This is a genomic window from Pseudomonas sp. SDO5591_S426 (assembly GCF_054070755.1).
In genome coordinates this window covers 20,037-32,007 of the sequence record NZ_JBSVXD010000054.1, presented here as the reverse complement: position 1 = coordinate 32,007, position 11,971 = coordinate 20,037, and the positions used below count along the sequence as shown (strand labels likewise).

Annotated in this window: 9 protein-coding genes and 1 other RNA gene; 7 read left to right on the top strand and 3 right to left on the bottom strand. The window is 53.4% G+C overall.

The features are described from left to right. Nucleotides 1–115: 115 nt before the first annotated feature. The 7 genes from ligA to ACW9JC_RS13495 all read left to right on the top strand — a co-directional run bounded on the left by ligA (nucleotide 116) and on the right by ACW9JC_RS13495 (nucleotide 7,646). Nucleotides 116–2,473 (top strand): NAD-dependent DNA ligase LigA, encoded by a 2,358-nt coding sequence (gene ligA, locus ACW9JC_RS13525; protein WP_457455320.1) that lies wholly within the window; start codon nucleotides 116–118, stop codon nucleotides 2,471–2,473. A 159-nt stretch (nucleotides 2,474–2,632) separates the two neighbouring features. Further along, entirely contained in the window at nucleotides 2,633–3,799 is a 1,167-nt protein-coding gene (locus ACW9JC_RS13520) for a zinc-binding metallopeptidase family protein (protein ID WP_457455318.1), read from the top strand. A gap of 110 nt (nucleotides 3,800–3,909) precedes the next feature. Next, nucleotides 3,910–4,006, top strand: an RNA gene (gene ffs, locus ACW9JC_RS13515) — signal recognition particle sRNA small type. 702 nt (nucleotides 4,007–4,708) lie between these two features. After that, the gene (locus ACW9JC_RS13510; protein WP_457455316.1) at nucleotides 4,709–4,957 is read left to right on the top strand and encodes a hypothetical protein; all 249 of its coding nucleotides are present in this window, start codon (nucleotides 4,709–4,711) and stop codon (nucleotides 4,955–4,957) included. 75 nt (nucleotides 4,958–5,032) lie between these two features. Beyond that, complete coding sequence (locus ACW9JC_RS13505) at nucleotides 5,033–6,133, top strand: reverse transcriptase family protein (protein WP_457455314.1); 1,101 nt, start codon at nucleotides 5,033–5,035, stop codon at nucleotides 6,131–6,133. Nucleotides 6,134–6,298: 165 nt separating this feature from the next. After that, the gene (locus ACW9JC_RS13500; RefSeq protein ID WP_457455312.1) at nucleotides 6,299–7,144 is read left to right on the top strand and encodes a TIGR04255 family protein; all 846 of its coding nucleotides are present in this window, start codon (nucleotides 6,299–6,301) and stop codon (nucleotides 7,142–7,144) included. Between the two features lie 10 nt (nucleotides 7,145–7,154). Continuing rightward, complete coding sequence (locus tag ACW9JC_RS13495) at nucleotides 7,155–7,646, top strand: hypothetical protein (protein ID WP_457455310.1); 492 nt, start codon at nucleotides 7,155–7,157, stop codon at nucleotides 7,644–7,646. A gap of 587 nt (nucleotides 7,647–8,233) precedes the next feature. Here the strand turns inward: ACW9JC_RS13495 and ACW9JC_RS13490 are convergent. The 3 genes from ACW9JC_RS13490 to ACW9JC_RS13480 form a co-directional block, all read right to left on the bottom strand. Next, on the bottom strand, nucleotides 8,234–8,452 hold the full coding sequence (locus ACW9JC_RS13490) for a hypothetical protein (protein WP_457455308.1): 219 nt from the start codon (nucleotides 8,450–8,452) through the stop codon (nucleotides 8,234–8,236). Nucleotides 8,453–8,493: 41 nt separating this feature from the next. Next, nucleotides 8,494–9,747, bottom strand: coding sequence for a hypothetical protein (locus tag ACW9JC_RS13485; RefSeq protein WP_457455306.1), 1,254 nt, complete (start codon nucleotides 9,745–9,747; stop codon nucleotides 8,494–8,496). A gap of 427 nt (nucleotides 9,748–10,174) precedes the next feature. Then, nucleotides 10,175–10,891: a recombinase family protein gene (locus ACW9JC_RS13480; RefSeq protein WP_457455304.1), complete on the bottom strand. Its 717-nt coding sequence runs from the start codon at nucleotides 10,889–10,891 to the stop codon at nucleotides 10,175–10,177. Nucleotides 10,892–11,971: the final 1,080 nt, after the last annotated feature.

The following is an 11,971-nucleotide window of genomic DNA, read 5'->3' as shown; positions in this document are numbered from 1 at the left end:
TACAGTAATCGCGAGCTGTGTAGGAGCTGTCGAGTGCAACGAGGCTGCGATCTTTTTGCACATGATGAAATAGGGAGCAGCCTCGGCTGCTCTTTTGCTTTATGAGAGAACACCCATGACTGCCGCCAGAAACCGCATTCTAGAGCTGCGTGCCGAGCTGGATCAGCACAACTATCGCTATCACGTGCTGGATGAGCCGAGCATTCCCGACGCCGAGTACGATCGGTTGTTCCACGAGCTCAAAGCGCTTGAAACCGCCAATCCGGAACTGATCACCAGCGATTCTCCGACCCAGCGAGTGGGCAGCGCGGCGTTGTCGGCGTTCACCCAGGTGCGTCACGAAGTGCCGATGCTCAGCCTCGGCAACGCCTTCGAAGAAACCGACATGCGCGAGTTCGATCGTCGGGTGACCGAGGGCCTGGATCTGCCGGTCGGAGATCTGTTCGGGGGTGGCGCGGCGGTGGAGTACAGCTGCGAGCCGAAGCTCGATGGCCTGGCGGTCAGCTTGCTGTATCAGGATGGTGTGCTGGTGCGCGGTGCCACGCGCGGCGATGGAACCACCGGCGAAGACATCAGCGTCAACGTGCGCACCGTACGCAACATCCCGCTCAAGTTACACGGCACGGGTTGGCCGGCGACGCTGGAAGTGCGCGGTGAAGTGTTCATGTCCAAGGCCGGTTTCGAGCGGCTCAACGCCACGCAACTGGAAGTCGGCGGCAAGACTTTCGCCAATCCGCGCAACGCAGCGGCGGGCAGCTTGCGGCAACTGGACTCGAAGATCACTGCCAACCGGCCGCTGGAGTTTTGCTGCTACGGCATCGGCCAGATTTCGGCGGATATTGCCGATACGCATATCGGCAACTTGCAACAGCTCAAGGCCTGGGGCATGCCGATCAGCCATGAGTTGAAACTGGCCAACGGTATCGATGAGTGCCTGGATTACTACCGCGACATTGGCGAACGCCGCAATGCGCTCCCGTACGAAATCGACGGCGTGGTGTTCAAGGTCAACAGCATCGCCTCACAGCGAGAGCTGGGTTTTCGTGCTCGTGAGCCGCGCTGGGCAATCGCCCATAAATTCCCGGCCATGGAAGAGCTCACCGAGTTGCTCGACGTGGAGTTCCAGGTCGGGCGCACCGGTGCGGTCACGCCTGTAGCGCGCTTGAAACCGGTGAAGGTTGCCGGTGTCACCGTGGCCAATGCGACGCTGCACAACATGGATGAAGTCGCACGTTTAGGCCTGATGATCGGCGACACGGTGATCATTCGTCGTGCCGGCGACGTGATTCCGCAAGTGGTGCAAGTGGTTCTGGCGCGTCGTCCGGAAGATGCGCGTCCCGTGCAGATCCCGGAGCAGTGCCCGGTTTGTGGCTCCCATGTTGAGCGCACGCAACTGGTCAAGCGCAGCAAGGGCCGCGAGACGGTCAGCGAAGGCGCGGTTTACCGCTGCGTCGGACGTCTTGCCTGCGGTGCGCAATTGAAGCAAGCGATCATTCACTTCGTATCGCGTCGTGCGATGGACATCGAAGGTTTGGGCGACAAGAGTGTCGAGCAGTTAGTGGATGAAGGTTTGGTAAGTTCGCCGGCCGATCTCTACGCACTCAAGTTCGACGACATCGTCGATCTGGAAGGTTTTGCCGAGGTGTCGAGCAATAAGCTGCTCAGTGCCATCGAAAACAGCAAGAAGCCTGGGCTGGCGCGATTCATCTACGCCCTGGGGATTCCCGATGTCGGCGAAGAGACGGCCAAGGTGCTGGCGCGGTCGCTGGGTTCGCTGGAGCGGGTGCAGCAGGCATTGCCGCAAGTGCTGACGTACCTGCCGGATGTCGGCCTCGAAGTGGCTCACGAGATTCACAGTTTCTTTGAAGATGCGCATAACCAGCAAGTAATCGCCGATCTGCTCAAGCATGGTTTGCAGATTCAGGATCAGGGCGACTTGGGCGCCGAGTTTGCCGCCAGCACGACGTTGGGCGGTTTCCTCGACAAGCTGCACATTCCGTCTGTCGGGCCGGGCGGGGCGCAGAAACTGGCGGAGAAGTTCGGTTCGCTGCAAGGGGTCATCAACGCTGACTGGCTGGACATGCGTCAGGCGCTGCCAGAGAAACAGGCCAATTCGGTTCGTGAGTTTTTTGCGGTCGAGGAAAATCGCGTGCTCGCCGAAGCTGCGGAAAAGCAGCTCGCCGATTTCGGCATGCACTGGCAGAGCGAGAAGAAAATCGTCGAAGGCTTGCCGTTGGCAGGGCAGACCTGGGTGCTCACCGGTTCGCTGGAGCTGATGAGTCGCGATGTGGCCAAGGAAAAACTGGAAAGCCTCGGCGCCAAGGTGGCAGGTTCTGTGTCGGCCAAGACCTATTGTGTGGTGGCGGGGCCGGGGGCTGGGTCGAAGTTGGCCAAGGCCAATGAGTTGGGGCTGAAGGTGTTGGATGAAGAGGCGTTTTTGGTGTTTCTAAAGGAACACAACATTTCGGTTTGACGCAAAAAAGATCGCAGCCTTCGGTGCTCCTACAGGAGAGCGCGTTTCTCTGTAGGAGCTGCCGAAGGCTGCGATCTTTTGATTTTGGCCGTTTGAATCACGGGAACGATCTTCATCGGAGAATGATCTAGTCTTGGCAAGCCCCAGGGAGAGATCGCCATGTACCGTTTCTTCGAACAGCTCAGCACGCGCATCGCCGCACCCTTCATGGGCGAAAGTTCGCGCAACAGCAAGGTCTGGCCCTGTCGTTGCGGGCAGTCGCTGTTCTTTCGCAACAGCCAGTGCCTGGCCTGTTCGGCGGCGTTGGGCTATCAGCCGGAGCAGAGCCGTCTGACCTCGCTGCAACCGGGTGAGCAGGCAGGCACCTGGTGGCTTGATGTCAACCCAGAGGCTGGCCTGTTTCGCCGCTGCGCCAACCTCGATTCCCCGGCGGCCTGTAATTGGTTGCTGCCCGCCAATGATCGCGACGTCTTGTGCATTGCCTGTAGCCTCAATCGCACCATCCCCGATTTATCGATAGCGGAAAATCATGAGCGCTGGCGCAAGGTGGAAACCGCCAAGCGGCGCCTGGTCGCGCAACTGGTCAGCCTGGGTTTGCAGGTGATCCCCAAAACCGCGGATGAAGACGCTGGCCTGGCCTTCGATTTCATCGGCGTCGACCTCGAAGGCAAACCTCCCACCACCGGCCACGCCAACGGCTTGATCACCCTCGATATCAAGGAGGCCGACGACGCCCACCGCGAACAGGTGCGCGTGCAGATGCACGAGCCCTATCGCACGCTGCTCGGGCATTTCCGTCACGAAGTCGGGCACTATTACTGGGATCGCTTGATCGCCAACAGTTATTGGCTGGACGCGTTTCGCGGTCTGTTCGGCGACGAGCGCGCCAGTTACGCCGAGGCACTTGATCGGCATTATCAACAAGGCGCACCGCTTGATTGGCAGCAACAGTACGTCACCGCCTACGCCACCATGCATCCGTGGGAAGACTGGGCCGAAACCTGGGCGCACTACCTGCACATGATGGACGCGGTGGACACCGCGCTCGGGTTTGGCATGAGTGCCCGGGAAATGGATTTCGACTACCAGCCGTTTCCACTGGAAACCCTCTACGATTCACAGCATCCCGGTGGTGCGGCGTTTCTGTCGTTCGTCAACGCGTGGATCGAATTGGCCGGCATGCTCAATGAGTTGTCACGCAGCATGGGGCAGCCGGATTTTTATCCCTTCGTGTTGCCCCCAGCTGTGATCGCCAAGCTGCACTTTATTCATCTGGTCATCCAGCGCGAAGGCGGCAGGGCGGATGAGGTGCTTCAGGCGCAATAGCAAGTGCTTGAACGCCTTCATATTTTTAATCGGTCTGAACGGTTGTAACTTCGTCTCAGATAGGTACAATGGCGCGGCTCGCCGTCAGGTGAGCGTCGTTATGGTGACCCCATCGGTCCCCCCGCAACGATTACCCGTGAACCTGGTCAGAGCCGGAAGGCAGCAGCCACAGCGGGAACATTGTGTGCCGGGGTGTGGCTGGTGGGGTTGCCTCCTATCTCTAAGTCCTTGATTCTACAAGGATTTATCAGTCAAAAATCTCGAAGTGTGACAGCGTTTAAGTACACCAAAGTGGTGCGCTGTGCTGACGATCTTACCGTGACCGTTTTACTCTCGCCATCCTTGCCGTTCAGGTCGCATCGTTTTACGCGAGCATCCTTGGGTGATGCGAAGAAAGTCGAAGTACTTCCGCGCTTTCCTCAGCCCTTAATGGCACATCGGCATAACTGATTGCCAAGCGACTTGGCGAGGGGTATAAGGAAGTCGCTGGGCGTACCGTCCAGGTGCTCTTTAAACATGGTGAATATTCTCTGGGCTTGCAGTTGGTGGTCGGGAAACTGACCGGCTTTGGTGTTCTTCAAAGCTACCTCTCCGCAACGACTCAGTCCCCTAGGTCGTCCTATGTGTGTGTCCCGTGCTTGGGCCGCGCGTCATCGAGGTGTTAAGCGTTAGCGTTGCTTTATGCGCTAGCGAAGTGTTCCTCGTTAACGTAAAGCTGTTCGGTTTACGCAATTGGCATGTGTTAACGGATGAATTCTACGGTGACGAAGTTTTTGGCGGCGACGGCTTATCGATATTGATAAATCAATATCAATAAGCAGAACTGTGGTTTGTAGTGGTGTCTTGGAAGTTCCATTCGGCCCGGAATGCTTTGGCGGCGGCAATTTCGCCGGCGAAGGAGCTACAACCATGCGTAAGAAAGCAGTCCGTTCTCGGACTATTTTGAAAAAGCACAATATCCAAGACACCCGCGTTACAGTTGATGGTGAGGGTTCTCATAGCAACGAAGGAAGAAGCAGTCGGTTGAAACGAATCCGCTATGCGGTGGAGGGACTTCTGATTCGCCAAGCGCTTTTGGAGATCTGGGAACGTAAGCAGGAATACTGGGATGGAGCCTGCGAGGTTGTAGGCAAACTCCTTGAGGTTATTTTCTCATGACGCAACAAATCACATCATTCGAATTCTGAAAGGCCGATCTGAGTATCGGCCTTTCTTCATTTTAGGGATCGGAATATGGATGCTCCTACGTACCCTTTCAAGCCTATTCACAGTATCCAGGCATTAGCCTTGGCGCTGGGCGAAAGCGAACGTCTGCTAGAGCGCCTTGCGATCCGTGCTGACCGAATGTACCGCCACGTACCTCAAGAGAAGAAAGGTAAGAAGCGGGATACTTATGATGCTCACGAGCCACTCAAACGGGTTCAGCGAAAGCTCGTTGACCGGGTGTTATCCAAAGCTATCTTCCCCGCGTATCTTCACGGAGGCATAAGGGACCTTAAGTCCCCACGGAGCATTCATAGCAATGCGACTGTGCATGCGGGAGCAAGGTGCGTCATCCTCCAAGATATCCGTAACTTCTACCCGTCCATATTGAAGAGCCAAGTCGACGACTTATTTCGCGGGCTGTTCGGGTTTGGAGCGAGTGTGGCGGCCCTGCTGTCGTCAATTTGTACCCGCGACGGGAGTGCGCCCCAAGGGGCTAGCACGAGTGGCTACATCGCCAACCTGATTTTCTGGGATGTTGAACCAAAGATCGTCCAGGACTTTTTGGCCCGAGGCTTCCAGTACTCTCGATTCGCTGACGACATCACTATCTCCTGTAGTCGCGAGCCGTCGTCGAACGAGCTTTCCGGCATTGTTTCGACCATCACCGGGATGTTGGCTGCTAAAGGCTGTCATCAGAAGCGTACAAAGCTCCACATGCGAGTTCGTGGGCAGGGCATCAAAACTGATGACGCTACTTACCAACCGCTTACGGTAACAGGGTTGAGCGTCTTCAATAGCACTCCGAGCCTGACCAAGTTGGAACGGAAGCGTATTCGTTCAGCGGTCAGGGAGTTGGAAGTGATGAGCGAGTCGATGCCGGACTGGGCTGTCCTTGAACCGATGTATCAACGTGCAATGGGGCGTGTAGGAAGACTTTTGGCGTGCAATCATCCAGACGGCGAGGCGTTAAAGGCTCGCCTCAATGTGGTTAAGCGGTCGTACCAAACGCCGTTGCTCGAACGGTACCAGCAATCAATCGCCGCATGCTTGGCAGCAGCGTCTGATTCCCTCGGTAGTGCTATTTCCTGTCCTGATCAGTCGTCGGAACCGCTTCTACCCCGGCACTAGGTCGGTCCACCGCTGGGAGCTACTCCCGCGAATATGGCAGCGTCTAGATACCTAGCGTGCTAATCTCGCGCCAGGTGATAGGTCGTGCAAAATGCCGCTAGCACGACCACACCCCCCCTGCTAACGTTTGTTGCAATCACCATGTACAAATATCCCTGAGGTTCCATGGCCGCCACGATCAAACCGTATAACGAAGAGCACGGGCATGCGATCAGCAATGTGCTTATCGTTTTCGAGTTCGCTGCGCCTCTGCTCCCTCATGCCTTCACTGACCTTCGGGTCGGTGGGAAGCTCCATGAGAGCCTGAAAGCCGATATGCCTCGCGTAATCGAGCAGCAGCAGGTGATGATCAATTTCAATACCAGCCCAGATCATCAAATGTTTGCTCCCCCTATCCCGCAACCCGGGATGATTGGGGGGATATCATTTGGCCGAATTCAGCCTAATGGCGAGCCTGCAATATCGGTCAACATTCATGCCAATGCTCTCATGATCATCTGCGGCGAGTATGAACGATGGGCAAAAGTCTCACAGGAAGTAGATAAGTATCTAGATATCCTGAAACCTTGGCTCTCGGAGATTTCCGTGTCTTCGCTATCCCTTCAGTATACCGACACATTCAAAGTCACTTTTGGGGATAGCCCGGCTGGACCACTAACTGATTTATTCAGTACCGATAGCAAGTTTCTGCCACCTAGCTTTTGTGGTCTAAGCGATTCATTTCATTCACATCATGGCTTTTTCTCAGCCCCTGAATTTAAGCTGGGCGGAAAACTCCTAACGAATGTTAATGTGAATGCTACGGAGATCATGTCAAAGTTTGATGTAAACATAGTAACGCTCCATAAGTATATGCTATCTGATATGCTGCCAATGATAGCGAATGACAATGAAGTCAATCCGGTTGTAAAACCAGCACTTCAATACTTGCACGACCAGAGCAAGCTGGTTTTTGGCGATTTACTAACCGATCCAGTGAAGCGCTTGATTACGTTCGATAACAGAGCTTAAGGAAATCATCATGAGTGCCGTGATAGAAAGACCGGTTTCAATTGCTAAGTTTGAGACGGCTTTAGCTTCACGCGGAACCGAAACGCCTACCTTTGAGCAGACGAGCTTCGCCTATGGTGGGTCATTACCACCGACACACTCGCAGAGCCGGGCCCATGGTATATCTCGGGTTCTCGACAAACTCTACTCGTATCGTGGCCTGTGCCAAGATTGGGATGGTTATGGCGGTGAGCCTGCGACTTACGCGTCTTTCAGCAATGCCGTTGAGTTCGTGAATCGTCTGCCAATTCGCTTCAATGCACCGGTGTCGATGCTTGCAGGGGACGGCGAAATCTCACTTTTCTGGAAAGATAGCGGATGTTACCTAGAGGTTTCATTCCCGGGCGACAACTCGTACCACTTCATTTTTCAGAACGATTACGACCAGTATGCGAGTGCTGACATTCCACTCGATGGCAATGGCTTGGATGCTGCTTTTATCGCGTACTTGGACCGGATCTAAAAGTTCATGTCGTGCAAGGTGCTCTTTGCGAGTTTGCCCACAAGAGAAAACGTCGCAGAGCGAGCGGCCTTAATAGATAGCGCCCAGCCTGATGGCTACTGCGAAGCAGAGAGCGTCAGTGACTTCTCCCCCGGGCCTGTGACGGGTGAGGAGCATTTGCACCGATACGTGTTTTCCCCTATTCACTTGCATGAAGGACTGGTAGTACCAGCTTTCTTCAACGACGCTAAGGACAAGGGACTTTCTTGCGAGCGAGGCACTTCAAGCTCCCCAAAACCAGAAATACATGATCGTGGAAAAGCTCAGGTTCAATCGTTTAACGGCCGCCGGCAACCATCTCAGCCGGAGCGGGCGTATGTCGGAACGGTGACTGCCCCAGTCGAGGGTGTTCGCAAGATTGTCATTGAGGGAAAACGAGTGTTTGCAGTATACGACACGGCCTTATCTGACAACCCAGCACATGTGGACGTATTTGAGATAGCTGACAGAACCAAAGCACAGAAGAAACTCGCTAGGCTCGCTCTGGCAGGACTGTTCACGAACGTTCCTATTACTTCCTAAATCCTCACTTCCGCACAGAGTACTGCCTAAGCCTGGCGTATCCGCAAAATAGATTCTGTTATGGCTTGTGCGTTCCGATCCAGAGTCTCCATGGCCGCCATTGCGTTAGTGGCAACAGTTCCAACTCCATTCTCAGAGAGCCACCTGGTCATTTCCTCGATGGCCGCAGCTAAGGCGTGCTGGTTGTGGAGAAGCAATGTCAATGCGTCCGCCGTGGCGATGTTGGCTTCTGAGTTATCTGTCATGAGTATCGTCCTTGAGTGCTGTTGTCGGAAGCTTAGACCATTTAACCGCTGGCCTGGATTAGGTTAATTTTTATGGCTGCCCAATTGGCAAGGGCTGCACGAATAAGTCTAATGCATTCGTGATACCTATGTTCAGACATTCTCTTAGCGCTGCCGCTATAGATGCTTAAACGCTTCGTCTGTTCGAACTCGCCAAACGGAAACTCGCCAGCATGGAAGTGTGCTGATCTAACAGAGCGGTGCATAAAGTTCAATAAGTGATCGATGTCGTGTGTTGGTAAGGCGTAGTGGCGTATAAATGAACTAAAGTCTCTGAATTCGACTTCGGCTTTACATAGGGCTTCGATCGCAGCCACCAGATAGGATATTTTTACTGTGGGTAGATATTTGCCTGCGTTCAATGCTAGTTGATAGAGGAAAGCGCAATTGTCGAATGCTGTCACGGTTCGATTGTCGGAACTGTCAATGGCGCTTATTAGCTTTCTAGTTTCTTCAGGGAATGTGATGGTTTCCCCAAGGTATCGAATCCTGTAACGCATTGAGTGTTCGAGTTTTCCAAGTTTGCAATGCTTTCCCTTGCGCGGTAATTCTGTTAGCTGCGGTCCATTATATAGATAACCAAGCTGCCTTAATTCACAGGTTGACTCAAGCTCTTGCGGTATTGTCCAGCGATGCTCGTTGGAAGGGCTATATATGCCCAGATTTAAAATTAACGACAGTCGCGCGGCTAGGAGATTTGCTCTATTGGCGGCAGCGACGATTGCGCCATGAATGTCAATGGCTTCGACATTCATGTCTATTGAAATATAGCGCTCGGAACGTGCAAACTGAGGGTTAGGGTCTTCTGGATCAACCGGGGCTACCCGGATATTATTGCCGAACCAGTATTCTCCATCGAGTTGTTCACCGATATAACAAAACCAAACTCTTCTGAAGAATGTTTTCTTGTTTGCTCCTAAGGCGTTGCCGAGGGACTCTATTATCAATTTGTTGGTGAGTTTTTCTATTGCATCAGAATCCGGACTCTCAAATTCTATACTTTTTAAGTTGTCATCGTCGGTCGCGATTATTCTGATGTAAAGCGTGCCAGAGTTATCATCGAGTTTCATGTTGATTGCTGATTCGTCGACATAGTCTCCATTATCATTGTAGTGATTGTTGCCTCCCGAAGAGTCACTGTGCTGTCTAATTGCTGTATCAAGATACTCCAGAAATAATCTCTGTTTCGCGGGGTCTTCTATATTGGAAAGTGATATTATGTTCTTAAATGATTGGTGCGTTTCTTGTTCTTGCATATTCACCCTCTCTTTATCTGGCAGGGTAGCATAACGAATGGTGTCGTAACGCTCATTGCCGCAATGCTCTACTCATAGAGCAACGTTGAAAGCGTCGGTGTTGCGATTATTTGCCGAGGGCTTTGCTGGGGTAATCGGTCCTGAAGGGCCTTTATAGCCATTCTTTGTCGGTCGAAAGCCATCTTTTTACGTCCATCCCCACATTTTCTCAGTATCGGCACCTGACCTGGGGAATATCGCCCGTGTGTCTGTGGCGGAAATATCAGAGGGGCGCTGAGGGAGCGGTAGAAATCCCGCTAAGTGTGGGTCGAGGTTAAGAGCCATTCCCGTACCAATCCACTGTCAGCGGCTACGATCTTAAAATATCACTGGCATGAAAAAGCCGCCCGGAAGCGGCTGATGTCATGGTGAGGCGGCGCCTAGGAGCTTACACAGCCTCCGTCTTGTTCAATTCCAGTCCGAGACGTTGCATCACACGCATGGCGGCGGTAGGGGACCACTGACCACCACGGGCGGTGGGAATGTTGCGAGAGATAAGGCAATCGGCTACTGCCTGGAGGCTTGTTGCTCCATCGATGATGCACAACCTGATGGCGTCCTTAACCAAGGCTGCACGCTCGTCTGCTTGCTGGCGCTGGGTATCATGGCCTTTGGTGCGGTTCAACTTGCTACGGCCCTTGGCGAGAGCTTGGGAGCGGTTGCTGATCTTCTGCACTGCCTCTTCGTCACCACTAGCTGCACGCGCTTCCAGGGACTTTAAAGCGGCCTTGGTGCGTTCGCTGATGAACGTGCGTTCCTGCTCAGCCAGTACCGCGTAGATATGCAGTTGGAACGTATCAGCGGTGGGCATAGTTGCTACCCGGAACTTGTGACGCTTCATCAGGCCAGCGATGTGTTCAACATCCCGGCTCATCCGGTCGAGTTTGGCGACCACCACGGGGCGACCATCAGCAAAGGCTTTGGCGCCTGCTGGCCGCTCCAGAGGGTGAATCGAGCCAGATATACCCACGTCCTCAAACTCTGCCACCACCACCCAGCCTTGCTGCTCGGCGGCGAACTTGACGTACTCCCGCTGGGCATCGAGGCCGAGTCCGGATTCACCCTGACCTTTGGTGGATACACGATAGTAGGCGACAACTTCCATGCTGGTGACTCCGTAAGCTGGGCTGATGAGTCAATTTTACAACTGTTAGAACGACCGATCAACAGCTGTAAAATCTCTTTTATACATGCCTGTCGATGTCGAATCACTTACGAGTGGCGAATCGTTCCAGGGGGGGGCTTTGCACGGTTTGCATTCGACCCCTCGTACTTACTCGGGATACAGATGTGCTTTCATCAACGCCTATGCGTTGCTCATTCGATAAATAGGCTAAATGGAATGTTGATCGTATAGCGCTCTGTCAGTGGTGTATGACAACGCTTTTGGCAAGCTCGCTGCACTGCCATGCATGTCTACTGCTTTGATAGTTAAAAGCGTTAGGTTTGTCTTAGATTTCGGATGCTTTACTCAAAAGGACGAACCCCGGAGCAAACAGAGGAGCGCCTGCATACCCATTGTTTGCCTCCATTTTTCTTCAATCTTATTCCCATACTGCTACCGCAAAGGGGGCATTTCAAAAGCGCACGTGGGTCAGTGCTAGGTTTGTCTTGCTTATGCAAAGAACCTTTTTGTGTTGGTTTGCTCTCCTCACTTTTCCGCTGGCGGACTGCATCCCTTCGTCGACCATATAGGTAGCTCGCCAAGCATCCAATACCAACACTAAAGAAGAATTTAATGCCTGAATGCTTTCGTTTTACACCGCCATGCCCCGAGCATGCCCCTTGCGTTCCAATGGAGGGCGATGCCCAGCCATCATTGCACGTCGGTGATCCCGAGTGCGGGAGGGCGACATACGTGAATACGAAAAAGAGAAGCCCTACAAGGAAAGATAAATTTTTCGTATAGGCCTTTATGGCCACCCAACGAATTAATTCGGGGAGCTTAAATGGTAAGCGAAACACTACGGTCAAAAAGTTCTGTACCAAATTTGCAAACTTCATAGATCACCGTGGCACGTTGCATTTAGCGGCCTACTAACAGTTATCTCAGCATCTCATATCTGTCTATGGTGGATTTTGAGCTTAGTCGATGGAGGAGCGTGCGGCTGCTCCAAAGGCGTTAGATTGAGGATCGGCGAAGCTTGGTAACCGGCAATACAAGAAGGCGCGGGATATTGCTGTA

Coding starts and splice junctions, on each gene's coding strand:
- ligA (WP_457455320.1), top strand. CDS start 116: ATGACTGCCGCCAGAAACCGCATTCTAGAGCTGCGTGCCGAGCTGGAT.
- ACW9JC_RS13520 (WP_457455318.1), top strand. CDS start 2,633: ATGTACCGTTTCTTCGAACAGCTCAGCACGCGCATCGCCGCACCCTTC.
- ACW9JC_RS13510 (WP_457455316.1), top strand. CDS start 4,709: ATGCGTAAGAAAGCAGTCCGTTCTCGGACTATTTTGAAAAAGCACAAT.
- ACW9JC_RS13505 (WP_457455314.1), top strand. CDS start 5,033: ATGGATGCTCCTACGTACCCTTTCAAGCCTATTCACAGTATCCAGGCA.
- ACW9JC_RS13500 (WP_457455312.1), top strand. CDS start 6,299: ATGGCCGCCACGATCAAACCGTATAACGAAGAGCACGGGCATGCGATC.
- ACW9JC_RS13495 (WP_457455310.1), top strand. CDS start 7,155: ATGAGTGCCGTGATAGAAAGACCGGTTTCAATTGCTAAGTTTGAGACG.
- ACW9JC_RS13490 (WP_457455308.1), bottom strand. CDS start 8,452: ATGACAGATAACTCAGAAGCCAACATCGCCACGGCGGACGCATTGACA.
- ACW9JC_RS13485 (WP_457455306.1), bottom strand. CDS start 9,747: ATGCAAGAACAAGAAACGCACCAATCATTTAAGAACATAATATCACTT.
- ACW9JC_RS13480 (WP_457455304.1), bottom strand. CDS start 10,891: ATGGAAGTTGTCGCCTACTATCGTGTATCCACCAAAGGTCAGGGTGAA.